General features: G+C 70.9%; 3 protein-coding genes. All 3 read right to left on the bottom strand.

Going from position 1 to position 2,474, the window contains the following annotated elements; genetic code table 11:
* Positions 1–119: 119 nt before the first annotated feature.
* Positions 120–491 (bottom strand): DUF4156 domain-containing protein, encoded by a 372-nt coding sequence (locus G3N99_RS38735; protein WP_206125035.1) that lies wholly within the window; start codon positions 489–491, stop codon positions 120–122.
* A gap of 198 nt (positions 492–689) precedes the next feature.
* Positions 690–1,337 carry a response regulator transcription factor gene (locus G3N99_RS38730; RefSeq protein ID WP_174985121.1) on the bottom strand — a complete coding sequence of 216 codons (648 nt, stop codon included), beginning with the start codon at positions 1,335–1,337 and terminating at the stop codon, positions 690–692.
* On the bottom strand, positions 1,334–2,474 hold a 1,141-nt coding region (locus G3N99_RS38725), incomplete at its 5' end, for a HAMP domain-containing protein (RefSeq protein ID WP_206125034.1). The genes G3N99_RS38725 and G3N99_RS38730, both read right to left, overlap by 4 nt.

Genomic DNA, 2,474 nt, shown 5'->3' with positions numbered 1-2,474 from the left:
CCCGGGCGGCGGCGCCGGCAAGCCGCCGGGCATGACCGCTTCGTTGCCGTCTCGGCCGCAGCCGGGCAGCCAGCCGGACACGCCGAGGCTCCAGATCAGGGTCGCAAAGAGGCGCATCGTCACGCTCCGGCGGCCGGGCAGCGATAGACGCTGCCGGTCAGCGTGACGCCGGTCTGCCGCAGATAGCCGCCTTCGCTGCCGTCGAAACTCCCGCTCTGCACGCCGCGCTGCGTGAGCAGCACCACGACGTTGCCGCCGAGTGCGGCCGCGCGGTTCTTCAGGTCGTTGCGCGCGCCGGTCTCGAGCGTCGAGTCCGGAATGAAGCCGCCGATCAGGAAGTTGCCTTGGCTGCCCGTCACGTCACCGAGGTGACGGCAGGTGCCGCCGGGGTCGCGCATGACGATGCGCACGTCGCGGCTGGCGGCGGAAGGCTCGAGCGGCGCGCACGCCGACAGCGCGGCAGGAAGGAACAGCAGCCAGACAGGTCTCATGTTTCCGCCGTAACGAATGCGCGTGATCGCGCGACAGCGCCACTTTAGGGACGCTGCCGCTTCGACACATCGGGCGAAGGTCGTGTGTTCGGGCCGGAAAGGATGCGACCAAAGTCGCAGACGGGGCGTATCGCCCAGGCGGGTTGCGCGGTGCGGGAATGCGGGTCGGGGAGCGGGAAGCGCTGCCGCCGGCGAACGTCAGGGCTTCGGCGCCATCAGTCCTTCCCGCCACGCGAGCGCGACGGCCTGCGTGCGGTCGGACAGATGCAGCTTCGACATCACGTTGCCGAGATGCGTCTTGACGGTCTTCTCCGTGATGCCGAGCGTCGCGGCGATGCGTGCATTGCTGCCGCCCTCGGCCAGGCAGCGCAGCACCTCCAGTTCGCGCGCGGTCAGCGCGGCGAACGGGCTGCGCGGCGGCTTGCGCACCGCGCCGATCATGCGCTGCGCGATGCCGGGGTGCAGCGTCGGTTCGCCGTGGACGGCCGCATGGATCGCCTGCAGCAGACGCTCGCCGCGCATCGATTTCAGCAGGAACGAATCAGCGCCGGCGTCGATCGCGGCGAGGGCGAGCGCATCGTCGTCCGACGAAGTCAGCACCATGATGTGCGTCTCGGCGCTGGCAGCCCGGATCGCGCGAATGACGGCGGGCACGCCCGCGTGACCCATGCCGGGCATCATCAGGTCGAGCAGCAGCACGTCGGGACGATGCGCGCGCACGTGCTCGACCGTCGATGCGCCGTCGTCGGTCTCCGCGACGATCTCGAACGACGCATCGAGCCGCAACAGCCCGCGGATGCCTTCGCGCACGACCGCGTGGTCATCCGCGATCAGGATGGTGGTCATGCCGTCTCCATCGGATTGAAGTGGACGGTCACGCGCGTGCCGTCCGCGCCCGACGCGATGTCGAGCATGCCGCCGGGCAGCGCATCCGCGCGCCAGCGCAGGTTGCCGAGCCCCATGCCGATGGGTACGGCAGCCGGGTCGAAGCCGCTGCCGTCGTCGCGCACGACCCAGCGCCAGCGCGACGCCGGAGTACCGGGGGATGCACGCACGGCGTCGCCCGGTTCGCACGCGATGTCGATGCGCCGGCAGCCGCTATGGCGCAGCGCATTCGCGGCGGCCTCGTGCGTGATCATCAGCAGTTCGTGCGCGGCCGACGGGTGGGCGTCGAGCGCATGCGCGGCACCTTCCGGCAGATCGAGCGACCAGTCGATGCCCGAGCCGGCCAGCAGGTCGTGCACCGCCTGCGAAACGGCTGCCCGCAGACCGTCCTCGGCGATCGCAGGCAGGCTGAAGCCGGTCACCACGTTGTCGAGATCCTGCTGAAGATGATCGGCCAGACGCCGCGCCGCACCGACGGTCGGCAACAGGTCGGGGTGGCGCTGCGCTTCATACTCCAGCTCGGTCAGCTTGAGGCCGAGCACGAAGCTGCGCTGCTTCGCGGTGTCGTGCAGGTCGCGCGCGATCCGTGTGCGTTCGACCGACACCGCGAGCGCCTTCTGCATCCCGAACGCACGCGCGAGCGCATCGGCCATCCGGTTGAAATGCGCGGCCAGTTCGCCGAGCTCGTCGCGCGACCTGTCGGCGATCCGCGCCGACAGGTCGCCGGCCGCCCAGCGATCGGCCGCGGCCGTCATCCGCCGGACGCGCCGCACCAGCAACCAGACCAGCAGCCCCGCGAAGCTCGCGCCCATCGCGCCGAGATACAGCATGGTGCGCATCAGGTCGTACGCCGACGCATCGTCGGCGATCTCGTAGTGCAGTTGCCAGCCCGGCCAGTAATGGACGCCGATCTGCGCGATGGCGCCGCCGGGCAACCCAACGTGCGTGACGAGGGCCCAGTCGCCGTCGCGGCGCAGCATCGTGTCGGGGGAGGCCAGATTGGCAGGGGCCGCAGCGAATGCGTCGGCCAGCAGCGGCGACGCGGCCGGCGCGGTTGCGGCTCCGGCGCCGTCCGGCTGGGCAATGCGGGATCGGAAG

The sequence above is a fragment of the Burkholderia sp. Ac-20392 genome (genome assembly GCF_017104585.1).
GTDB classification, from domain to species: domain Bacteria; phylum Pseudomonadota; class Gammaproteobacteria; order Burkholderiales; family Burkholderiaceae; genus Burkholderia; species Burkholderia lata.
Note: the sequence above shows the minus strand (reverse complement) of the source record. Positions and strands in the feature narration are given on the sequence as shown.

What these genes read in the sequence shown, in the direction of transcription:
- G3N99_RS38735 (WP_206125035.1), bottom strand. Translation starts at nt 491, where the DNA reads ATGAGACCTGTCTGGCTGCTGTTCCTTCCTGCCGCGCTGTCGGCGTGC.
- G3N99_RS38730 (WP_174985121.1), bottom strand. Translation starts at nt 1,337, where the DNA reads ATGACCACCATCCTGATCGCGGATGACCACGCGGTCGTGCGCGAAGGC.